Below are 22,141 nucleotides of genomic sequence, written 5' to 3' on the forward strand. Positions count from 1 at the left end.
CCGCTCACCCGAGACGATGCGAAAGAGGCGTTCGTGGCTGATTCGTTCGTGCACCTGCACAACCACACCGAGTACTCGATGCTCGACGGTGCGGCGAAGGTGGGCCCGCTGTTCCAGGAGGCCGAACGACTCGGGATGACGGCCGTCGGCATGACCGACCACGGCAACATGTACGGCGCGAGCGAGTTCTACAACACCGCGAAGAAGCAGGGCATCAAGCCCATCATCGGGATCGAGGCGTACGTCGCGCCCGAGTCGCGCTTTTCCACCAAGCGCGTCAAGTGGGGCGACCCGAGCCAGAAGTCCGACGACGTGTCCGGCAGCGGTGCCTACACGCACATGACGATGGTCGCCGAGAACGCGACCGGCCTGCGCAATCTGTTCAAGCTGTCGTCGCTCGCGTCCATCGAGGGCCAGCTCGGCAAGTGGGCACGCATGGACGAAGAGCTCATCGCGCACCACCACGAGGGCATCATCGCCACCACCGGGTGCCCGTCGGGGGAGATCCAGACCCGGCTTCGGCTCGGCCACGACCGCGAGGCGCTCGAGGCCGCCGCGAAGTGGCAGGAGATCTGGGGCAAGGACAACTTCTTCCTCGAACTGATGGATCACGGGCTGTCGATCGAACGCCGCGTGCGCGAGGGGCTCCTGAACATCGGCAAGCAGCTCGGCATCCCACCGCTCGCCACCAACGACTGCCACTACGTCACGAAGGCAGCGGCGCAGAATCACGAAGCGCTGCTGTGCATCCAGACCGGTAAGACGCTGTCCGATCCCACGCGGTTCAAGTTCGACGGCGACGGCTACTACCTCAAGCCGGCGAACGAGATGCGCGCGATGTGGGACTCGGAGGTACCCGGGGCGTGCGACAACACGCTGCTCATCGCCGAGCGCGTGCAGTCCTACGACGAGGTGTGGGAGCACCGCGATCGCATGCCGATCTTCCCGGTGCCCGAGGGCGAGACGCAGGCGTCGTGGCTGCGCAAGGAGGTCGGCAAGGGCCTCGAGTGGCGGTTCCCGTCCGGCGTGCCGCAGGAATACCTCGACCGCGCCGAGTACGAGATCGGCGTCATCCTCGAAATGGGCTTTCCGGCATACTTTCTCGTGGTCGGCGACCTCATCAGCCATGCGCGTGAGGTCGGCATCCGCGTCGGTCCGGGTCGTGGCTCCGCGGCCGGCTCTCTCGTCGCGTTCGCGATGGGCATCACCAACATCGACCCCATCCCGCACGGCCTGCTGTTCGAGCGCTTCCTCAATCCCGAACGCGTGTCGATGCCCGATATCGACATCGACTTCGACGATCGCCGTCGCGGCGAGATGGTCCGCTACGCCACCGACAAGTGGGGCAGCGACAAGGTCGCACAGGTCATCACGTTCGGCACCATCAAGACCAAAGCCGCGATCAAGGACTCCGCGCGCGTGCAGTTCGGTCAGCCCGGATTCGCGATCGCCGACCAGATCACCAAGGCCCTCCCGCCGCCCATCATGGCGAAGGACATCTCGGTGTCGGGCATCACCGACCCGGAACACGAGCGGTACAAGGAAGCGGTCGAGGTCCGTTCGCTCATCGAGTCGAACCCCGACATCGCGAAGATCTACGAGACCGCCAAGGGGCTCGAGGGCCTGATCCGCAATGCGGGCGTGCATGCATGTGCGGTCATCATGTCGTCCGAGCCGCTCACCGACGCGATCCCGGTGTGGAAGCGCGCGCAGGACGGCGCGATCATCACGGGCTGGGACTACCCGTCGTGCGAGGCCATCGGCCTGCTGAAGATGGATTTCCTGGGCCTGCGCAATCTCACGGTCATCGGCGACGCGATCGACAACATCAAGTCCAACCGTGGCGTCGACATCGATCTCGACACCCTCGAACTCGACGACGAGGAGACCTACAAACTTCTCGCGCGCGGCGACACACTCGGCGTGTTCCAGCTCGACGGCAGCGCGATGCGCGACCTGCTGCGCCGCATGCAGCCCACGGGCTTCGAGGACATCGTCGCGGTGCTCGCGCTGTATCGGCCGGGCCCGATGGGCATGAACGCCCACAACGACTACGCCGACCGCAAGAACGGGCGGCAAGAGGTCAAACCGATCCACCCCGAGCTCGCCGAGCCCCTGAAGGACATCCTGGCCGACACCTACGGCCTGATCGTCTACCAGGAGCAGATCATGCAGATCGCGCAGAAGGTGGCCGGCTACTCGCTCGGCCGAGCCGACATCCTGCGCCGCGCGATGGGCAAGAAGAAGGCCGAGGTCCTCGCCGCCGAGTTCGAGGGCTTCGAAGCCGGCATGAAGGACAACGGCTATTCGTCGGCCGCGATCAAGGCACTGTGGGACACGATCCTCCCGTTCGCCGGGTACGCGTTCAACAAGTCGCACGCCGCCGGATACGGTCTCGTGTCCTACTGGACCGCCTACCTCAAGGCGAACTATCCCGCCGAGTACATGGCGGGCCTGCTCACCTCCGTCGGCGACGACAAGGACAAGGCGGCGGTCTATCTGGCCGACTGCCGCAAGCTCGGCATCACGGTGCTGCCCCCGGACGTCAACGAGTCCGACGTCAACTTCGCGTCGGTCGGCAGCGACATCCGGTTCGGCATGGGCGCGGTGCGCAATGTCGGCGCGAATGTGGTCGCGTCGATCATCAAGGCGCGTCGGGAGAAGGGCAAGTACACCGACTTCTCCGACTATCTCGCCAAGATCGACACCACGGCGTGCTCGAAGAAGGTCACCGAATCGCTGATCAAGGCGGGCGGCTTCGACTCGCTCGACCACCCGCGCAAGGGGCTCATGCTCGTGCACGCCGACGCCATCGACGCCGTCATGAGCACCAAGAAGGCCGAGGCGATCGGCCAGTTCGATCTGTTCGGCGGCGCGGACGCCGACGAATCGGTCACGTCGGTGTTCAACGTCAAGATTCCCGACGAGGAATGGGACACCAAACATCGGCTCGCCCTCGAGCGCGAGATGCTGGGCCTGTACGTGTCAGGTCACCCGCTCAACGGCATCGAACATGTTCTCACCGCGCAGTCCGACACGGCGATACCCACGATCCTCGAGGGCGACGTCAAGGACGGCACTCAGGTCACCGTCGGCGGCATCCTCGCCTCGGTCAACCGGCGGATCAACAAGAACGGCCTGACGTGGGCGTCAGCGCAGCTCGAGGACCTCAGCGGCGGTATCGAGGTGTTGTTCTTTCCGCAGGCATACTCCGTGTACGGCATGGACGTCACCGAGGACACCGTGGTGCTGGTCAAGGCACGGGTGTCCGTGCGCGACGATCGGATCTCGCTCATCGCCAACGATCTCGCGGTGCCCGACCTGTCCGCGATCGGAGTCGCGAAACCCGTCGCGGTCACCTTGCCGACCCGGCTGTGCACCCCGGACAAGGTGGGTGCGCTCAGGCAGGTCCTCGGCCGTCATCCCGGCACGTCCGACGTGCATCTGCGGCTCGTGAGCGGCGACCGCATCACGATGTTCAAGGTCGACGACAGCCTGCGGGTCGAGCCGTCGTCCGCGCTGATGGGCGACCTGAAGGCGCTACTCGGACCGAGCTGCCTCGCGGGCTGAGTCCCGCGGGGCCGAGCGCGGCCGGCGCGCGCACCAGACCAGCACCGCAACGGCGGCAGCGGTCAGTACCGCGGGCTGCATCGCTGTGGTGAGTGCCGCCACGAGCACGAATGTGAGGAATGCGGCGGCGACGGCCTCGAGTTTGTAGATCGGCCACGCGGTGCCCGCGAGGTCGATCGTGGCCGTACGCGCATGCTCGCCGCGGGTGGGCGAGGTGCGAGCGTCGCGCGAGTACACCATGTGTTCAGGATAATCACATCCATGAGTTCGGGTATCCGAAATGTGGTGTTCGTCATTACCGGGTAGGGAGGGCCTGGTCGTCGGCGCCGCGCCGGATTCGCGGGCACGCGAAGCCGGCGGGTGCCAGACTGGGCGCATGCCATTGCAAGGAGAGTACGAACCGAGCCCGTCGTCCTGGGCGGCCGATCAGGTCCGCGAGATCGAGGAGTCGGGCGGCACGAAAGGCACCACGCTGCGCGGCATGCCCGTCGTGGTACTCACGACGGTCGGCGCCAAGACCGGCAAGCTGCGCAAGACCCCGCTCATGCGGGTCGAGCACGACGGCCGGTACGCGGTGGTCGCGTCGCTCGGCGGCGCACCGAAGAATCCGGTCTGGTACTACAACGTGAAAGCCGACCCGAAGGTCGAATTGCGCGACGGTACACAGACTTTCGACATGCGTGCGCGCGAGCTCACCGGTGCCGAACGGGACGAGTGGTGGCAGCGTGCGGTCGAGGCGTATCCCGACTATGCCGACTACCAGACGAAGACCGACCGCGTGATCCCGCTGTTCGTTCTCGAACAGGCCTGAACCCGACCGGCCCGGTGCCCCGCGCACCGGGCCGGTGTTCTCTACCGGCTTCCTTCGAAGGAGTTGTCCGATGGCGTCGAAAACGGTGGCCGATCAACTCGTCGCCCAGTTGGTGTCGGCGGGGGTTCGTCGCATCTACGGGATCGTGGGCGACAGCCTCAATCCTGTCGTCGACGCCGTGCGGCGCACCGGTGGCTCCGCGAAGGGCGGAATCGACTGGGTGCACGTACGGCACGAGGAGGCGGCCGCGTTCGCGGCATCCGCCGAGGCACAGACCACGGGTCGGCTGGCGGTGTGCGCCGGTTCGTGCGGCCCCGGCAATCTGCATCTAATCAACGGGCTCTACGACGCGAATCGGTCGGGTGCACGGGTACTCGCGATCGCGTCGCACATTCCGAGCAAGCAGATCGGCATGGGCTATTTCCAGGAAACCCATCCGGATCGGCTGTTCGTCGAGTGTTCCGAGTACTGCGAACTCGTGAGCTCGCCCGGACAGGCGCCGCGCGTGTTCGCGTCCGCGATCACGCACGCCGTGGCACGCGAGGGCGTCGCGGTCGTGACGTTGCCGGGCGACGTCGCGGAGGAAGCCGCGGTGTCGGACGAAGGCGCGCCGGTCCGGTTCGGCCGTCCGACGCTCGTGCCGGACCCGCACGACGTGCAGGCCCTCGCGGATCTGGTGAACAACGCCCGCACGGTTGCGGTGTTCGCGGGGGACGGAGTCCGCGACGCACGTGAGCAGGTTCTGCGTTTCGCCGAGCGGGTCGGCGCGCCGATCGGGCACTCCCTGCGCGGCAAGCAGTGGATCCAGTACGACAATCCGTTCGATGTCGGAATGACGGGTCTGCTCGGCTACGGCGCGGCGCACGACGGCATGCACGGCGCCGATCTGTTGCTGCTCGTCGGTACCGACTTTCCGTACGATCAGTTCCTGCCGCAGCGCGACGTGCGCGTCGCGCAGATCGACACCGCCGCCGAGAAGATCGGCCGACGCACCGGCGTCGACCTCGCGGTGCACGCTGACGCGGCCGCGACCTTCGACGCGGTGTTGCCGAGGATCGACGAGAAGACCGACAAGTCGTTCCTGCGCGACACCCTCGAGCGGCACGAGAAGCTCATGACGAAGGTCGTCGGCGCGTACACCGAACCCGCGCGGCAGCGCGTCCCGATCCATCCCGAGTACGCGGCGTCGATTCTCGACGATCTCGCCGCCGACGACGCCGTGTTCACGGCGGACACCGGGATGTGCAATGTGTGGACCGCGCGCTATGTCAACCCGAACGGTCGGCGCCGGCTCGTCGAGTCGGCGCTGCACGGTTCGATGGCGAATGCCCTGCCGCACGCACTCGGCGTGCAGTTCGCATATCCCGACCGGCAGGTGATCTCGGTGTCCGGCGACGGCGGCCTGTCGATGCTCATGGGTGAGCTGGTGACGGTCGCCATGTACCGGCTGCCGGTCAAGATCGTCGTGTTCGACAACTCGACGCTCGGGATGGTCAAGCTCGAGATGCTGGTCGACGGGCTGCCCGATTTCGGGGTCGACGTGCCGATGGTGAACTACGCGGCGGTCGCGGAGGCGTTGGGTCTGTTCGCGCGGCGTATCGAGCAGCCGGGCGACCTCGAATCGGGACTGCGTGCGGTGCTCGATCACGACGGTCCCGCACTCGCCGACATCGTGACCGACCCCCGTGCGTTGTCGCTGCCGCCCACGATCACCGGCGAGCAGGTCAGCGGCTTCGCGCTCGCGATGTCGAAGCTCGTGATGAACGGGGGTGTGGGCGAGGCGGTGCAGATGGCCAAGTCGAACCTGCGCAACGTCCCGCGGCCGTCGCAGTTCGATCCGCGGGGCTGAGCTGCTCACCCGCATGTCAGGGCCCCGCCGCGGCAGTGGCCCCGTGTGACCGGGGCAGTGGCGCGACGTCGCGGTCGCGGTGGCACCATGTATTGGTGACCACGACACTCGACACCGCAGCTCTGCTCGCCGACTCCGCGCTCGACGCGGCGTCGATCGACGCGGCGGCCGAGCGAATTTCCGGCGTCGTCGGTCACACCCCGGTCCAGTACTGCGAGCGGCTGTCGGCGAAGACCGGCGCGTCGATCTACCTCAAACGCGAGGATCTCACCGCGGTGCGCTCGTACAAGCTGCGCGGTGCCTACAACCTGATCGCCCAACTCGACGACCTCGATCGCGCGGCGGGTGTCGTCACGGCGAGCGCGGGCAATCACGCGCAGGGCGTCGCCTACGCGTGCCGCACGATGCAGATCCAGGGCCGCATCTACGTGCCGACCAACACGCCGAAGCAGAAGCGTGACCGGATCCGCGCGCACGGCGGCGACTTCGTCGAGCTCATCCTCGCCGGCACGACCTTCGATGCGGCTGCCGATGCCGCCGCCGAGGACGTCGCGCGCACCGGTGCCACGATGGTGCCGCCGTTCGACGACGCCCGCACGATCGCGGGTCAGGGCACCATCGCGGCCGAACTCGTCGAGCAGTTGGCTCCCGATGTGGTGATCGTGCCGATCGGCGGCGGCGGCTGCATCGCCGGAATCGCCGACTACCTGCGCGAACGCAGCCCGCGCACCGCGATCCTCGGTGTCGAGCCCACGGGAGCCGCATCGATGACGGCGGCGCTGGTCGCGGGAGAGCCGGTCACGCTCGGCGAGGTCGACCCGTTCGTCGACGGCGCCGCGGTGCGGCGCATCGGCCGGTTGCCCTTCGCGGTCGTGTCCGAACTCGGCGCTCAGGTGGCAGGGTCGGTGGCGGTGCCGCGTGGGCAGGCCGACCCGGTGCGGGTCGCGGAGGAGTCGTTCGTGGTCACGCATGTCGACGAGGGCGCGATCTGCACGGCGATGCTCGACCTCTACCAGAACGAGGGAGTCATCGCCGAGCCTGCGGGTGCCCTCTCGGTCGCTGCGCTCGAGACGGCGACTTTCGAGCCCGGTTCGACGGTCGTGTGCCTCGTGTCGGGCGGCAACAACGACGTGTCGCGCTACGGCGAGGTGCTCGAGCGCTCGCTCGTGCACCTCGGCCTCAAGCACTACTTCCTCGTCGACTTCCCGCAGGAGCCCGGCGCGCTGCGCCGGTTCCTCGACGAGGTCCTCGGTCCCGAGGACGACATCACGTTGTTCGAGTACGTCAAGCGCAACAACCGCGAGACCGGTGCGGCGCTCGTCGGCATCGAACTGGGTACGGCGGACGGCTTGTCGGCGCTGCTCGAACGGATGGAGCAGGCTCCGATGCAGGTGGAGCGGCTCGAGCCGGGCAGCCCTGCGTACCGCTACCTCACCTGACGCGCGTCACCCGTCCGTCCCGGGGCGGGGGCACGAGTCCACCCGCGTCGGGGTCACGTGTCACCGTGCAGGAGTCGGCGTACGACGCGGCGATGCAGGTCGGGGTCGGGGAGCGGCAGACCGAGCAGGGCCGCGAGGTAGATACCGTCGCCTACGAGGCGGACGATCTCGGCCCGGACCGGGTCGTCGATCTCGGCTCGAAGACCCTCGTCCCACAACCGCATGACGTCGACGACGGCGCCCTGCACGTCGTCGTGCGTGCCGTCGACGGAGCGGAGCGCCGCGATCGTCGAGCGGTAGAGCGCGAGTTCGGCGTCCGTGCCGGATTCGGGGACCTGCAGGTACCACTCGGCGAGCGACGTGCCGGCCGCGCTGGCCTGCGTGCGTTGTGCGTCGGTGCGCTCTCCGAGCCGGCGCACCATGCCCGCGAGCAGGGCTTCCTTGCTGGGGAAGTGATACAGCAGGCCGCCCTTCGACACGCCTGCTTCCGCGGCGACCGCCTCGATGGTGACCTGTGCGAGGCCGACGTCGAGCAGCAGACGCTCGAGTGCGTCGAGGATGCGGTCGCGGGTGTCGGTGGGCATGCAGGGGACTGTACCGGCAGCGCTGACCGGCGCCTGACTGCACCGGCCGGACGGTTTGCGCTAGCATGGTCCGGTCCGGCTGTACCGGCTGGACGGTTCATCTGAACCTACGAGGTGCACATGACTTTCGATATGCGCGAAGCCCCGCAGGCGACGCGTAGGGACTGGGTGGCGCTCGCCGTACTCGCCTTCGCGGTGCTGCTCGTCGCGGTCGACGCGACCGTGCTCGACCTCGCGCTGCCCTACATCAGCGCCGATCTCGAGCCCAGCAGCACGCAGCTGTTGTGGATCATCGACGTCTACTCGTTCGTGCTCGCAGGCCTGCTCGTCACGATGGGCACACTCGGCGACCGCATCGGTCGCCGTCGCCTGCTGCTGATCGGCGCAGCGGGCTTCGGCCTCGCATCGCTGCTCGCCGCCTGGGCAGGCTCGCCTGCGATCCTCGTGGCCGCCCGCGCACTGCAGGGCGTCGCGGGCGCGACCCTCATGCCGGCCACGCTCGGACTGATCCGGGCGATCTTCGTCGACCCGCGCACGCGCACCGTCGCGATCGGGGTGTGGGGAGCGATGGCAGGCGGTGGTGCCGCCGCCGGGCCGCTCGTGGGCGGCTGGCTGCTCGAGCACTTCTGGTGGGGCTCGGTGTTCCTGATCAACATTCCGGTGATGGCCGTGCTCGTCGTGCTCGGTCCGTGGGTGATCCCCGAATCGAAGGATCCGAACCCCGGCCGGTTCGACCTGGCGAGCGCGGCGCTGTCGATGGCCGCCGTGGTACCGCTCGTGTACGCGGTCAAGGAGGCAGTCGTGCACGGCCTCGACCCGATTCTCGCCGCGGTCGGCGCGGCCGGTGTCGTCGCGGGGATCGTGTTCGTCCGTCGCCAGCGCATGCTCGACGACCCGATGCTCGACATCGCCTTGTTCCGGGTGCCCGCGTTCTCGACGGCCGTGCTCACCAACCTGCTGTCGATCTTCGCGATGGCCGGTGTGTTGTTCTTCGGGTCGCAGTATCTGCAGCTCGTGCTCGGCTACGGCGCGCTGCACGCAGGTCTGTTGATGTTGCCCGGCACCGTGGTCAACGCCGCCGCGGCGCTCGGTGCGGCGTGGCTGGTGCGGCGGTGGTCTCCTGGCGCCGTGCTGTCGACCGGTCTCGCGGTCGCGGGTGTGGGGACTGCCTCACTCGTCGCGCTCGGCGTCGACACCGGTCCGGCCGCGTTCGTCGCCGGATTCGTCCTCGCCGGTGCAGGCGTGGGTGTCGCGCTGACCCTGACGTCGGACCTCGTGGTCGGCGCGGTGCCCGCCGAGCGTGCGGGATCCGCATCGGCGGTGTCCGAGACGGCCTACGAACTCGGTGTCGCGCTGGGGGTCGCGGTGCTCGGCAGCGTCGTCATGGCCGTGTTCCGGCGCGGGCTTGCCGACGCGACCGGCACCGCGGGCGTCGAACTCGGTCCCGACGGCACCCTCGGCGCGGTCGTGGCGCACGCCGAGGCGCTGCCCGACCATCTGGGCGCGCCGTTGCTCGACGCCGCGCGGAACGCGTTCGTCGACGGCGTGCACGTCGCGTCGATCGGGACCGCGCTGATCCTGTTCGTCACCGCGGTGCTGGTCGCGCGGCGGCTCGGTGGGCGTCACCACGTGCCGGCGGGTGACTCGAGTACCACGAACGAGTGACCGGCAACGGTCGTCGCGGACGCGGTCTCGTCGGGAGTCGCGGCATCCCACGACAGGACCGGTGTGCCACCGAACGGGACAGTAGCCTCGGACGCGCCGAGGTTGCACACGAGCCGCAGCGGGCCGCGCGTGACCGCCACCCAGCGCGCGTCCTCGTCGTACTCGACCCGCACCCGCGGCAGCCACGGATCGCTGACCTCGGGGCGCGCGCGGCGGAGCGCGAGCAGCGCGCGGTAGCACGCGAGCAGACGCGCGTGGCGCGGGTCGTCGAGCTCGCTCCAGTCGAGCTTCGACCGCGCGAACGTCGCGGGATCCTGTGGGTCCGGTATCTCGGTGTCGGGCCACCCGTGCTCCGCGAACTCCTTGCGGCGACCCTCCGCGGTCGCGCGCGCGAGTTCCGGTTCGGGATGCGACGTGAAGAACTGGAAAGGCGTGCGTGCGCCCCACTCCTCGCCCATGAAGATCATCGGTGTGTAGGGCGACAGCAGCACCAGCGCGGCCTTGGCGGCAAGCTGCCCGTCGTCGAGATAGGCCGACGGGCGGTCTCCCGTCGCGCGATTGCCCACCTGGTCGTGGGTCGCCGGATACGCGACGAGGGCGCTGGCGGGCACCGTACGCGTGTCCAGCGGGCGCCCGTGCACGCGCCCGCGGAACGACGAGAACGTGCCCGCGTGGAAGAACCCCTGCCGCAGCGTCGTCGCGAGCGCTTCGAGGCTGCCGAAATCGCCGTAGTAGCCCTGGCGCTCGCCCGACACCGCCGCATGCACCGCGTGGTGGATGTCGTCGTCCCACTGGGCGTCGAGGCCGTAACCGCCTGCCGCGCGGGGTGTGACGAGCGTCGGGTCGTTGAGATCGCTCTCGGCGATCAACGTGAGCGGACGGCCCACGTGCGCCGCGAGCGCCTCGGTCTCCACTGCGAGTTGCTCGAGCACGTGCAGGGCGGTGTGGTCGACGAGGGCGTGCACCGCGTCCAGGCGCAGCGCGTCGACGTGGAACTCGTCGAACCAGCGCAGCGCGTTGTCGACGACCAGCCTGCGCACCTCGCCACTGTGCGGTCCGTCGAGATTGAGGCCCTGACCCCATGTGTTGGCGGACGGCGCGAAGTACGGGCCGAAGCGGTCCAAGTAGTTGCCGGACGGCCCGAGATGGTTGTAGACGACGTCGAGCACCACCGCGAGACCGCGCGCGTGGCATGCGTCGATCAGCCGGACCAGCCCGTCCGGCCCGCCGTACGGCTCGTGCACCGCGAACCAGGCGACGCCGTCGTAGCCCCAGTTGTGGACACCGTTGACGCCGTGGACGGGCATGAGCTCGACGAAGGTCACGCCGAGGTCGACGAGGTGGTCGAGCTTGCCGATCGCGGCGTCGAATGTGCCCTCGGGCGTGAAGGTGCCGACGTGCAGTTCGTAGATCACTCCGCCCGCGAGCGGGCGCCCGGTCCATGCCCTGTCGGTCCAGCTCGACGCGTCGACCGTGTACAACTGGGACCGTTCGTGCACGCCGTCGGGCTGACGCGGCGAGCGTGGGTCGGGTAGCACCTGCGGGTCGTCGTCGAGGACGAACCCGTAGCGCGCCGTGGGCGGCGCGTCGACGTCGGCGCGCCACCAGCCGTCGTCGGATCGCGCCATCGAGTGGAGGGTGCCGTCGACGTCGAGACGGACGGACGACGGTCCCGGGGCCCAGACCTCGAAGGTGTGCACGGCTTCCAGCATGACGGGCCGCGGTCGTCGGCGCGCGTCGTCCGCGTCACGATTCCGGCGAAATGCGCCCTCGCCGGGGCGGGAGTCGCGCAAGCTGGAGGAAACCGACCGATTACCCGAACTGCGTCGAGGAGAGGCCATGCGTGTTGCGGTGGGCGACACGATCCACGTCCAGGGGCGAGTCGTCGGCGCGCCCGACCAGGCCGCCGAGGTGCTCGAGGTCCACGGTGAGGACGGTGGACCGCCGTACCTCGTCCGGTACGAGGACGGGCACGAGGCACTCGTGTTCCCGGGCACCGATGCGTGGGTGGAACACCCCGAGCAGTAGCGGGCACGCGGGCCGAAGCCCGCTGCAACCCATGCAGCAGGTGCGTATTCGATGCAGCTATAGTGCTGCGAATGAGCGACGCCGCAGGTCGGGAAGTGAAAAGACGGTACTCGTCGCCACTGCGGCAGGAAGCCGCGGCGCGCACCCGCGCACTGGTCGCGCGCGCGGCGGCGGACCTGTTCGTCGAACACGGGTACGTCGGCACCACCGTCGGGCAGATCGCCGAACGCGCGGGCGTCGCGGTCCGCACGGTCCACTCGGCGTTCCGAGGCGGCAAACCCGAACTGTTCGACCACGCGGTCTCCGCGGCACTCGACGCCGAACCGGATGCCACCCTCGCAGCCGACGGTGCGGTGTCGCCGGATGCGGTGGACACGACCACCGCGATCGTCGACCGGCTCGTCGGCTACAGCGTCGAGGTTCTCGAACGCACCGGCGCGCTCGTGCTGGCGGCGATCTCGTCGTCGGGCGCCGACGAGCACATGCGTGCGTTCGCCGCAGACACCCTGCGCGACACGAGGTCCAACGCCGCGACGCTCGCCGAGGGGCTTGCAGCGAGTGACCTGCTGCGCCGCGACATCTCGGTGCAGTACGCCGCCGACGTCCTGTTCGTGGTCGTGTCGCCGCAAGTGCACGATCTGCTGCGCCGCCAGTGCGGCTGGACCGTCGAGGAGTACCGGCGGCTCGTCACCGACACGGTGCGGCGCGGGCTGCTGCGCACCGACGCCGGGTGAGCAGGCCGGAACCGGAAGTCAGGGCAGGAGCACGAACTTGCCCGGAGGATGGGAGCCGGCGAGATCACGATGCGCGCGCGCCGCGTCCTCGAGTGGGTACGTGCCGGCGATCCGCACTGTGAGGACGCCATCGCCCGCGAGCTCGAGCAGCGGCAGTCGCGCCGCGTCGCGCGCCGGCCGCGACTCGGGGCCACCGACGCGGCGGATACCGAGTTCCTCGGCGTGCGGGCCTGCGGCGATCGTGACGATGCGCCCGCGCTCGGGTACCAACTGGGCCGACACGTCGAGCGCTTCGTCGGTGCCCGCCGCGTCGATCGCGGCGCTCACGCCGTCGGGCGCGAGGGCGCGGACACGGTCGACGAGCCCGGGCCCGTACCCGACCGGGATCGCGCCCAACTCCCGCACGTACTCCTGGTTCTCCGCGCTCGCAGTGCCGACGACCGTCGCGCCGCGGCCCACCGCGAGCTGGATCGCCGCCGACCCGACCGCGCCGGATGCGCCGTGCAACAGGAGCGTGTCGCCGGGACCGACGCCGACGGTGTCGAGAGTGTCGAAGGCCGTCGCGCCCGCGAGCAGCAGACCCGCGGCGACCTCCCACGCGACACCGGACGGTTTCGCCAGTACCGACGACACCGGCACCGTCACCTGATCCGCGTACAGGCCGCGACCGGGGAACACGACGACCTCGTCGCCCACCGCGACGAGCCCGGTCGGCGAATTCGCTTCCGTACCGACGGCGCTGACGACGCCCGCGGCCTCGCCGCCGAGCAGCACCGGCAGATTGCCCGGGTCGGTGCCGAACGCACCGCTGTAGCTCTTGAGGTCGAACGGGTTCACGCCGATCGCGCGCAGGTCGACGCGTACCTCGCCGGGGCCGGGGTCGGGTGCGTCGTACTCGACGAGGGCGAGTTGGTCGGGGCCGCCGTATCCCTGCGCCACTACGCGTCGTGCCATGGGAGTTCGTCTCCTGCCGGTTGCGTTCGGGTCTCGACCCATCCAATCACCGGGCGGGTGGTCGCGTCAGCAGTGCGACCGGATACCTCGCGAACAATTCGGCAGGCGCGATCGCGCCCGAGTACTCGGCGCCGGTGAACACGTCGTGCCATGCGCCGTCCGGGAGAGTGAGGGTCGCGTCAGCCCAGCCGGTCTCGGCGAGTCGTAGCGACAGCCGTGTCGCCAACGCGACGACCTCGCTCGGCGCGTCTGCCGGCCCCCGTGCGAACCCCAGGACGTGTCCGGCGGGATCGTTGCTCGCCCGCATCGGCGTGTAGTGGCCCCCGACGAAGCTCTCGGGCCGGGCGCGTCGCACCCGCAGGGCGTTCCGCACGACGTGCAGTTTCGCGGCGCCGGTGACGTCCAGCGGCGGCGGGGTGCCGGTCGGCAGCGTGGTGGCATCGGGCGGCAACGCGGTGGCATCGGGCGGCAACGCCGCGGCGAGTGTGCGTATCCGATCGAAGTCGACGAGCCGCCGGTTGTCCGGGTCGACGAGCGAGTCCTCCCACACCTCGGTGCCCTGGTACACGTCCGGGACTCCCGGACCGCACAGGTGCAGCACCGTGCGGCCGAGCGAATCGGACCAGCCGTGCGGCGCGAGCTGCGCGACGAGACGGCCGAGTGCGCGGCCGACCGGACCGTCGATCACCGTGTCGATCCAGGCGTGCACCGACTGCTCGAACGGCTCGTCCACGGCAGTCCACGCGGTGTGCACGCCTGCCTCGCGCATCGCCTTCTCCGCGTAGGCGTGCAGGCGCGCCCGCAGCGTGGCATCGGGGGCGGCGCCGTCGGCCGGCCACACCCCGAAGAGGTTCTGCCACAGGAACGCCCCGAACGCCGCGTCCGGGCTCGGTGTGTGGTCCTCCCACTCGGCGACGCACCGCGCCCACAGCGCAGGCACCTGTGACAGCACACCGATGCGGGCACGCACATCGGTGCCGCGCTTCGTGTCGTGAGTCGACAGCGTCGTCATCGCGGCGGGCCACCGCGCCGCGGCCTGCGCGTTGTCGGCGTGGAACCGCGCGGGCGACCACCCAAGCGCGCCGGGATCGCCACCGACTTCCTGCAGCGACACCAGCCGCGCGGTGCGGTAGAAGAGGCAGTCCTCGACGGACTTCGCCGTCACGGCACCGGCGACCTGCTGGAAGCGCGTCGCGGCCTCGCCGCCCCGGGCGAGTGCGTCGGCGAGGCGGTCGACGGCGCTCGCATGCTCCGGCGACGCTGCGCGCGCGTGGTCGAGAACCCGCCCGGTCAGCCCTTCGAGACCGCGGTAGTCGCTGCGGTACACCGGCAACCGGGCCACGACGTCGACGATCGCCTCGACGAGTGCGGCACGCGAGTGCCCGGGATCGTGCGCCGCCTCGGTGTCGCGTTCGACGGCACGCGCAAGGCGGCGCACCTCGGGGGCGAGGAGGCCGCGCGCGGTCGCACGTTTGAGCTCGTGCTCGTGGCGGTCGAGTGAGTCCGCATCGCCGCGGTCTCCCGTGCGTGCGAGCGACAGCGCGGTGAGCGCGGGCGCGCCCGCGGCGTCGACGAACACCCCGTCGAGGCGTGCGAGCGCGTCGTAGCCGGTGGTGCCGTCGACGGGAAGAGTCGGATCGAGTGCTTCGCTGCGCCCGAGGATCTTCTCGACGACGAGCCATCGTCCGGGCCCGACGAGGGCGCGGACGCGCGCGAGATAGCCCGCCGGGTCCGCGAGGCCGTCGGGGTGGTCGACCCGCAGCCCGTCGACGAGTCCGTCGTCGATCCAGGACCGGACCTGAGCATGGGATGCGTCGAACACGGCCGGATCCTCCTGGCGCAGCGCCGCGAGTTCGTTCACCGCGAAGAACCGCCGGTAGCCGACGACGCCTGCATTCCACGGCACGAGCCGGTAGTGCTGGCGCTCGTGTACGGCCCGCGCGTCCGGTCCGTCGGTGCCGGGCGCGATCGGGAACCGGTGCTCGTGGAAGGCCAGCAACGGTGCGCCGCGTGAGCGGTCGATCGCCAGCGCGGCGGCGTCGTCAGCGGTGCCGAGCACGGGAAGCGCGAGGGCTCCGTCGGCGCCGTTGTCGGCACGCCAGTCGATGTCGAAGAACTGCGCGTACTGCGAGTCCCGCCCGTGCGTGAGCACGTCCCACCACCACGCGTTCTCGCCGGGTTTCGCGATGCCGACGTGGTTGGGGACGATGTCGACGACGATGCCGAGGCCTCGTGCGCGCGCCGCGCGCACGACACGCTCGAAGCCGTCGCGTCCGCCGAGCCCCGCGGACACCGTGGTCGGGTCCGTGACGTCGTAGCCGTGCGTCGAGCCGCTCGTCGCGGTGAGGATCGGCGACAGGTAGACGTGCGTGACGCCCAGATCGCCCAGGTGATCGAGGACGGCTTCGGCATCGGCGAAGGTGAATGCGTCGGGCCGCAGCTGCAGACGGTAGGTCGCGCCGATCCCGGCGCCCGCCGACGTCACGGTGCCCCGGTGGTGTCGGTGGCCCGCAGGACGACGAGGGTGCGGGCGGCGACGTCGAGCGATCCCCCCGGAGGCACGACCGCGTCGTTCTCGCGTGCACCGACCGCGGCGCCGGTGTCGAGCACCGACGTCCACTCGTAGCCGTACGGCATCGCGAACTCGAGCGTGTCGTCGTGGGCGTTGAAGCACAGCAGGAACGAATCGCCGGAGATACGTTCGCCGCGCTGACCCGGCTCGGGGATCCCGTCGCCGTTGAGGAACACCGCGAGCGATTTGCCGAATCCGCTGTCCCAGTCCTCGGTCGTCATCTCGTCGCCCGCGGGCGTGAGCCACGCGATGTCGCGCATCTGGGCGCCGCTGCGGATCGGTCCGCCCTCGAAGAACCGGCGCCTGCGGAAGACCGGATTGTCGGTGCGCAGTGCGACGGCCCGTCGCGTGAATTCGACGAGATCGGCCTGGGTGTCGCGCAGCGACCAGTCCATCCACGACAGCGGCGAATCCTGGCAGTAGACATTGTTGTTTCCCTGCTGGGTGCGCCCCATCTCGTCGCCGTGCGCGAGCATCGGGGTGCCTTGGCTGAGCAGGAGGGTCGCCAGAATGTTGCGGGTCTGCCGGTCGCGGAGCGAGTTGACGTCGGGATCGTCGGTGGGCCCCTCGACGCCGCAGTTCCACGACCGGTTGTGGCTCTCGCCGTCCATGTTGTTCTCGCCGTTGGCGTCGTTGTGTTTCTCGTTGTACGACACGAGGTCCCGAAGCGTGAACCCGTCGTGTGCGACGACGAAGTTGATACTCGCGCCCGGCCTGCGGCCCGTCGCCTCGTACAGGTCGGACGAACCGGTCAGACGCGACGCGAACTCGCCGAGCGTCGACGGCTCGCCGCGCCAGTAGTCGCGCACGGTGTCGCGGTACTTGCCGTTCCACTCGGTCCACAGGCCGGGGAAGTTGCCGACCTGGTAGCCGCCCTCGCCGACGTCCCACGGCTCGGCGATGAGCTTCACCTGACTGACCACCGGATCCTGTTGTACGAGATCGAAGAACGCCGAGAGCCGGTCCACGTCGTGCAACTCGCGGGCGAGGGTCGACGCGAGGTCGAATCGGAATCCGTCGACGTGCATCTCGGTGACCCAGTACCGCAGCGAATCCATGATGAGCTGCAGAGTGTGCGGGTGCCGCGCGTTGAGGCTGTTGCCGGTGCCCGTGTAATCCATGTAGTGCGCGCGGTCGCCGTCGACGAGACGGTAGTAGGCGACGTTGTCGATGCCGCGGAAGGCGATCGTGGGGCCCAGGTGGTTGCCTTCGGCGGTGTGGTTGTAGACGACGTCGAGGATCACCTCGATGCCCGCCTCGTGGAACGCACGCACCATCGCCTTGAACTCGCTGACCGCGCCGCCGGGCTTGGGTGCCGACGCGTACTCGGTGTGCGGGGCGAAGAAGCCGAACGTGTTGTAGCCCCAGTAGTTTCGCAGCCCACGGTCGAGCAGCGTCTGATCGTGCATGAACTGGTGGACGGGCATGAGTTCGACCGCCGTGACGCCGAGCCCGGTCAGGTGGTCGACGACCGCCGGATGCGCGAGGCCGGCGTACGTGCCGCGCAGTTCCTCGGGTACGTCGGGGTGCGCTGCCGTCATGCCCTTGACGTGCATCTCGTAGATGACCGTCTCGTGGTACGGCGTGCGTGGTGCGCGGTCGGACTGCCAGTCGAAATAGGGGTTGATGACGACCGTCGTCATGGTGTGGCCGAGCGAGTCGTGCCCGGCGAGTGGGGGAGCGCCCTGATCCCCGCCGTCCTGGTCCGCGCTCTCCTGCTTCTCGTCGGGCTCGTCGGCCGGTGGGTCGGCCTCGCCGTCGGGCGTCGCCGCGCCGTCGGATCCGTCCAGTGGGTACGAGAACAGTGAGCGGTCGCCGTCGAAGGCGCCGTCGTACGCCTTGCCGTAGGGGTCGAGGAGCAGCTTGCTCGGATCGCATCGCAATCCGCGCTCGGGGTCCCAGGGGCCGTGCACCCGGAAGCCGTAACGCTGGCCGGGGCCCACCGTCGGCAGGTAGGCGTGCCACACGTACCCGTCGACCTCGTCGAGAGGCACCCGGGTCTCGACACCGTCGCGGTCGACGAGGCACAACTCCACCGCGTCGGCGACCTCGGAGAACAACGCGAAGTTGGTGCCCGCTCCGTCGTACGTGGCGCCCAGCGGGTACGCGCTGCCGGGCCACACCGCAGGCGCAGCGGCCTTTCCCTCGGTCGCCGTCATAACCGCGACCCTAGTACGCCGCGGACACCGTCACTCGACGAGCGACCGCGCGCATCGCGGACGTGATCGAGTCCACGTCGTCGTCGGTGCACACGAACGGCGGCATCGTGTAGACGAGAGTGCGGAACGGCCGCAGCCACACCCCGTGCGCGACGGCGGTCTCGGTCGCCGCGCGCATGTCGACCGGCCGGTCGAGTTCGACCACACCGATCGCACCGAGCACGCGGACGTCGCGCACACCCTCCTCGCCGCGTAGCGGTGCGAGGCCGGCGTGCAGACGTGATTCGATCGCCGCCACTTCCGAGCGCCAGTCCCGGGAGAGCAGCAACTCGATGGAGGCGACGGCGACCGCACACGCGAGCGGATTGGCCATGAACGTCGGCCCGTGCATGACCGCGCCCGCCTCGCCCGCGCTGATCGTCTCGGCGACCACGCGTGAGCACAAGGTCGCCGCGAGAGTGAGATAACCGCCGGTGAGCGCCTTTCCGACGCACAGGACGTCGGGGCAGACGCCGGCGTGGTCGGCCGCGAACAGCTCGCCGGTGCGGCCGAAACCGGTCGCGATCTCGTCGAACACGAGCAGGACGTCGAATCGGTCGCACAGCGCCCGCAGTTCGGCGAGCAGACGCGGCGAGTGGAAGCGCATGCCGCCCGCGCCCTGCACGATCGGTTCGACGACGACGGCGGCGATCTCGTCGTGGTGGGTCGCCAGCAGACGTTCGATCTCGTCGACATACGTCGGGTCGAACTCGGCGGGCGGTGCGGGCGCGAAGAACTGCGACGTCAGCAGATCCGACCACAGGCTGTGCATCCCGCCGTCCGGGTCGCAGACGCTCATCGGCGCGAACGTGTCGCCGTGATAGCCGCCTCGCCATGTGAGCAGGCGGCGTTTGGCCGGCCGCCCGAGGCTGCGCCAGTACTGCACGCACATCTTGACCGCGACCTCGATCGACACCGAACCCGAGTCCGCGAAGAACACCGTGTCGAGTCCGTGCGGGGTGATGTCGACGAGCAGTTCCGCGAGCCGGACCGCCGGCTCGTGGGTGAGCCCGCCGAACATCACGTGGCTCATGTTCGCGAGCTGACGAGTCGCCGCGTCGTCGAGGACCGGATGGCAGTAGCCGTGGATCGCGGCCCACCACGAGCTCATGCCGTCGACGAGGGTGCGTCCGTCGTCGAGATGCAGCCGGACGCCCTCGGCGCGCTGCACGGCGAGTGCGGGTTCCGCCGCGGGGAACGGTGCGTACGGATGCCACAGCACCTGCGCGTCACGCGCGGCGAGGCCGTCCGTGCGTGGGGAGCGCTGCGCGGCCGGTGCGGGGAGGGAGGTCATTCCGGCACGATAACTGGGCACTTGAACGGTGTTCAAGTATGGTCACGGCGTGACTCTTCCTCCCGTCTATCGCACGTGGCTCGGTGACGTCGAACGGTCTCGCCGTGCGTCCGGGCTGCGCCGCACACTCGTGTCGCGGTCGTCCGACTCGCCGCTGCTCGACCTCGCCTCGAACGACTATCTCGGCCTCACGGGTCATCCGGAGGTCGTCGAGGGGGCGGTCGCGGCAACGCGCGAGTGGGGTGCGGGCGCGACCGGTTCGCGGCTCGTGACCGGGACGACGGACGCGCACGCGTGCCTCGAACGCGAGCTTGCCGATTTCGTCGGTGCCGAATCGGCCCTCGTGTTCTCGTCCGGATACACCGCGAACCTCGGGGTCGTCACCGCACTCACCGGCCGCGACGCGCTCGTCGTCTCGGACGCGGCCGTCCACGCGTCGCTGGTCGACGCGTGCCGGCTCTCACGGGCGCGCGTGCAGGTCACGCCGCACGGCGACGTCGACGCCGTCGCCGCCGCGCTGCGCACTCGCACCGAGGAACGTGCGATCGTACTGACCGACTCGGTGTTCAGTACCGACGGCGACCTCGCGCCGCTGCGCGCGCTGCACGACGTCACGTCGCGGCACCGTGCGCTGCTCGTCGTCGACGAGGCTCACGGGCTCGGGGTGCGCGGCGACGGTGGTCGCGGGTGGGTGCACGAGAGCGGCCTCGCCGGGTCGGGCGATGTCGTCGTGACGGCGACCCTGTCGAAATCCCTTGCAGCGCAAGGGGGAGTGGTGCTGGCGCCGGAAGCGGTGCGGGCTCATCTCGTCGACTCGGCACGGTCGTTCATCTTCGACACCGCCCTCGCGCCTGCTGCGGTGGGCGCCGCCCGCGCCGCACTGGGCGTGCTCCGACGAGAGTCCGACCTCCCGAGTCGTGTTCTCCGCCGAGCGGCGCAGCTGGCCGCGGCGGCAGGCGTGCCTGGGCCGCGGTCGGCGGTCGTGTCGGTCGTGCTCGGCGACGCCGACCGTGCGACCGACGCCGCGGCACGATGCCGCGATGCCGGACTGCACGTCGGCTGTTTCCGGCCGCCGTCCGTGCCGGACGGCACGTCGCGGCTGCGGCTCACGGCGCGCGCGTCGCTGACCGACGCCGAAACCGACTACGCGTGTGCGGTGCTCGCGGACGTGCGAGCGGAGGCTGCGGCATGAACGTGCTCGTGGTGACCGGCACCTCGACAGACGTGGGGAAGACCGTCGTGACTGCCGCGCTGGCCGCCGCGCTGTCGGCACGCGGCCTCCGCGTCGCGGTGTGCAAACCCGCGCAGACCGGTGTGCAGCCGGGGGAGCCGGGTGATCTCGCCGAGATCGACCGGCTCAGCGGCGTCGGCAGCGGAATCGAACTCGCGCGGTACCCCGATCCACTCGCACCGGACACAGCTGCCCGCCGCAGTGGACACCCCCTGCTCGCGCTGGGGGAGGTGACCGACGCGGTGCAGGCCGCGACCCACGAACACGACGTCGTGCTCGTCGAGGGCGCGGGCGGTCTCCTCGTCCGCCTCGGCGCGGGCGGCTTCACGCTGGCCGAGGTCGCCCGCGATGTGGAAGCACCGGTCCTCGTGGTCACGGCCGCGGGACTCGGGACCCTCAACCACACCGCGTTGACCACCGAGGCCCTTGCGCACCGCGGCGTCCCGTGTGCCGGGTTGGTCATCGGATCATGGCCGGGCACACCGGATCTCGCGTCGGCCTGCAATCGCGACGAACTCGCGGGTGTGGCGGGTGCGCCGCTCGTCGGGGCCGTGCCCGCGGGCAGCGGCGAGCTCGCGCCGGGCGAGTTCGCGCGCCGGGCCTCGTCGTGGTTCGCGCGCCCGTGGCTCGACGGGTGGGCGGGCGCCGAGCCGGGTCAGCCCTCCATCTCTGCTCGCGCCTGATCACTCAGCTGGATCAACTGGATGTAGTTCCCGTCCGGGTCGATCGCGGTGCCGAACAGGCTGCCGTCGCGGTTCTCGAGTGGCGCGAGCCAGCGGCCGCCTGCGGCGTCCACGGCACGGGCCGTCGCCTCGGCGTCGTCGACCTCGATGTTCAGCAGGAACCGCCCCGGCTCGGGATTGGCGTCGCCGACGTCGTCGCGCGAGTCGATCATGACCCAGAAACGATGCGCCGGGTCGGATCCGAATCCGAGCACGTCGTACGCGTCGTCCGGGGTGCGTTCGGCGTGCACCTCGAATACTGCGACGTACCAGTCGCGCAGCCGTCGCGGTTTCGTGCTGCTCAAAAGCAGGCTTCCCAGTGTGGGCATCGGCATCCTCCGTCGTGTGGTGTGGACGGCGACCGGCGGGTGCGGGTCGTCACAGATACCGACTGCCGGGCGTGCGGGAACTCATCGATTCCCTTATGCGCCGACGGGTTCGCGGCCGTGGGCGGGTATCGGTTGGCTGGCGCCCAGTGGTGTGGGTGGGT

General features: G+C 69.9%; 17 protein-coding genes. 9 read left to right on the forward strand and 8 right to left on the reverse strand.

The window, feature by feature from the left end; all coding sequences use genetic code 11:
• Nucleotides 1-33: 33 nt before the first annotated feature.
• Nucleotides 34-3,570 (forward strand): DNA polymerase III subunit alpha, encoded by a 3,537-nt coding sequence (dnaE, locus tag HCA44_RS09140; RefSeq protein WP_169648240.1) that lies wholly within the window; start codon nucleotides 34-36, stop codon nucleotides 3,568-3,570.
• Here the strand turns inward: dnaE and HCA44_RS09145 are convergent.
• Nucleotides 3,541-3,810 carry a hypothetical protein gene (locus HCA44_RS09145; RefSeq protein ID WP_169648241.1) on the reverse strand — a complete coding sequence of 90 codons (270 nt, stop codon included), beginning with the start codon at nucleotides 3,808-3,810 and terminating at the stop codon, nucleotides 3,541-3,543. The two genes, dnaE and HCA44_RS09145, sit on opposite strands and share 30 nt — an antisense overlap.
• 136 nt (nucleotides 3,811-3,946) lie before the next feature.
• Here HCA44_RS09145 and HCA44_RS09150 point away from each other — a divergent pair, with 136 nt between their 5' ends.
• From HCA44_RS09150 to ilvA, 3 genes are all read left to right on the forward strand, one after another.
• A complete protein-coding gene (locus HCA44_RS09150; RefSeq protein ID WP_169648242.1) occupies nucleotides 3,947-4,381 on the forward strand; it encodes a nitroreductase family deazaflavin-dependent oxidoreductase in 435 nt (144 codons plus the stop codon).
• A gap of 70 nt (nucleotides 4,382-4,451) precedes the next feature.
• On the forward strand, nucleotides 4,452-6,230 hold the full coding sequence (locus tag HCA44_RS09155; RefSeq protein ID WP_169648243.1) for a pyruvate dehydrogenase: 1,779 nt from the start codon (nucleotides 4,452-4,454) through the stop codon (nucleotides 6,228-6,230).
• A gap of 95 nt (nucleotides 6,231-6,325) precedes the next feature.
• Nucleotides 6,326-7,669, forward strand: coding sequence for a threonine ammonia-lyase IlvA (gene ilvA, locus HCA44_RS09160; RefSeq protein ID WP_169648244.1), 1,344 nt, complete (start codon nucleotides 6,326-6,328; stop codon nucleotides 7,667-7,669).
• A 53-nt stretch (nucleotides 7,670-7,722) separates the two neighbouring features.
• Here the strand turns inward: ilvA and HCA44_RS09165 are convergent, their stop codons facing one another.
• A complete protein-coding gene (locus tag HCA44_RS09165) occupies nucleotides 7,723-8,253 on the reverse strand; it encodes a TetR/AcrR family transcriptional regulator (protein WP_169648245.1) in 531 nt (176 codons plus the stop codon).
• A 120-nt stretch (nucleotides 8,254-8,373) separates the two neighbouring features.
• Here HCA44_RS09165 and HCA44_RS09170 point away from each other — a divergent pair, with 120 nt between their 5' ends.
• Nucleotides 8,374-9,918 carry an MFS transporter gene (locus HCA44_RS09170; protein ID WP_169648246.1) on the forward strand — a complete coding sequence of 515 codons (1,545 nt, stop codon included), beginning with the start codon at nucleotides 8,374-8,376 and terminating at the stop codon, nucleotides 9,916-9,918.
• On the opposite strand, the gene treZ is transcribed toward HCA44_RS09170, so the two are convergent.
• Nucleotides 9,876-11,618, reverse strand: a complete 1,743-nt coding sequence (treZ, locus tag HCA44_RS09175) for a malto-oligosyltrehalose trehalohydrolase (protein ID WP_169648247.1) — start codon at nucleotides 11,616-11,618, stop codon at nucleotides 9,876-9,878. The genes HCA44_RS09170 and treZ overlap by 43 nt on opposite strands.
• A gap of 139 nt (nucleotides 11,619-11,757) precedes the next feature.
• Between treZ and HCA44_RS09180 the strand changes: the two genes are divergently transcribed.
• A complete protein-coding gene (locus HCA44_RS09180) occupies nucleotides 11,758-11,946 on the forward strand; it encodes a DUF1918 domain-containing protein (protein WP_169648248.1) in 189 nt (62 codons plus the stop codon).
• Nucleotides 11,947-12,017: 71 nt separating this feature from the next.
• Nucleotides 12,018-12,680 (forward strand): TetR/AcrR family transcriptional regulator, encoded by a 663-nt coding sequence (locus tag HCA44_RS09185; protein WP_169648249.1) that lies wholly within the window; start codon nucleotides 12,018-12,020, stop codon nucleotides 12,678-12,680.
• Nucleotides 12,681-12,698: 18 nt separating this feature from the next.
• Here HCA44_RS09185 and HCA44_RS09190 read toward each other — a convergent pair whose 3' ends face one another.
• From HCA44_RS09190 to HCA44_RS09205, 4 genes are read right to left on the reverse strand one after another with little or no spacing between them, the layout of a single operon-like run.
• Nucleotides 12,699-13,634, reverse strand: coding sequence for an NADP-dependent oxidoreductase (locus tag HCA44_RS09190; RefSeq protein ID WP_169648250.1), 936 nt, complete (start codon nucleotides 13,632-13,634; stop codon nucleotides 12,699-12,701).
• A gap of 46 nt (nucleotides 13,635-13,680) precedes the next feature.
• The gene (gene treY, locus HCA44_RS09195; RefSeq protein WP_346764651.1) at nucleotides 13,681-16,119 is read right to left on the reverse strand and encodes a malto-oligosyltrehalose synthase; all 2,439 of its coding nucleotides are present in this window, start codon (nucleotides 16,117-16,119) and stop codon (nucleotides 13,681-13,683) included.
• Nucleotides 16,116-18,365, reverse strand: a complete 2,250-nt coding sequence (gene glgX / locus HCA44_RS09200; RefSeq protein ID WP_169648251.1) for a glycogen debranching protein GlgX — start codon at nucleotides 18,363-18,365, stop codon at nucleotides 16,116-16,118. Before glgX ends, treY begins: the two co-directional genes overlap by 4 nt.
• A 10-nt stretch (nucleotides 18,366-18,375) precedes the next feature.
• Nucleotides 18,376-19,698 (reverse strand): adenosylmethionine--8-amino-7-oxononanoate transaminase, encoded by a 1,323-nt coding sequence (locus HCA44_RS09205; RefSeq protein ID WP_169648252.1) that lies wholly within the window; start codon nucleotides 19,696-19,698, stop codon nucleotides 18,376-18,378.
• A gap of 49 nt (nucleotides 19,699-19,747) precedes the next feature.
• Here HCA44_RS09205 and HCA44_RS09210 point away from each other — a divergent pair, with 49 nt between their 5' ends.
• Entirely contained in the window at nucleotides 19,748-20,890 is a 1,143-nt protein-coding gene (locus tag HCA44_RS09210) for an 8-amino-7-oxononanoate synthase (protein WP_169648253.1), read from the forward strand.
• The gene (bioD, locus tag HCA44_RS09215) at nucleotides 20,887-21,612 is read left to right on the forward strand and encodes a dethiobiotin synthase (protein WP_169648254.1); all 726 of its coding nucleotides are present in this window, start codon (nucleotides 20,887-20,889) and stop codon (nucleotides 21,610-21,612) included. The genes HCA44_RS09210 and bioD overlap by 4 nt, the downstream gene beginning before the upstream one ends.
• On the opposite strand, the gene HCA44_RS09220 is transcribed toward bioD, so the two are convergent.
• Nucleotides 21,585-21,986, reverse strand: a complete 402-nt coding sequence (locus HCA44_RS09220) for a VOC family protein (RefSeq protein ID WP_169648255.1) — start codon at nucleotides 21,984-21,986, stop codon at nucleotides 21,585-21,587. The genes bioD and HCA44_RS09220 overlap by 28 nt on opposite strands.
• Nucleotides 21,987-22,141: the final 155 nt, after the last annotated feature.

The organism is Rhodococcus sp. HNM0569 (genome assembly GCF_012726205.1).
Taxonomy (GTDB): domain Bacteria; phylum Actinomycetota; class Actinomycetes; order Mycobacteriales; family Mycobacteriaceae; genus Rhodococcus_F.